Genomic DNA, 246 nt, shown 5'->3' with positions numbered 1-246 from the left:
GGTTTTCTTTATTGCTATCTCTAATTGTAATTTATTTCCTGATAAGCTTGATTATATATCCAGCCACACTATAAGAGATGAGAAAACCAATGAGCATGACTTAAAAGATTTTCAATTTGTATTTATTGAACTACCTAAATTTCCTAAGAATAAGGAAGAACAGCTAGAAAGCATAGTGGATCGTTGGTTATTTTTCTTCAGTGCGACCCGGAAAGCCGTGGTTTTGTGATGGTTAAATTCCATCTT

1 pseudogene is annotated in these 246 nt (G+C 33.3%); it reads left to right on the top strand.

From position 1 onward, the window contains the following. Positions 1-199, top strand: a pseudogene (locus tag BA053_RS06500) (PD-(D/E)XK nuclease family transposase); the annotation flags it as partial. Positions 200-246 lie beyond the last annotated feature (47 nt).

It is taken from the genome of Wolbachia endosymbiont of Nomada ferruginata, assembly GCF_001675785.1.
Classification (GTDB): domain Bacteria; phylum Pseudomonadota; class Alphaproteobacteria; order Rickettsiales; family Anaplasmataceae; genus Wolbachia; species Wolbachia pipientis.
Note: the sequence above shows the minus strand (reverse complement) of the source record. Positions and strands in the feature narration are given on the sequence as shown.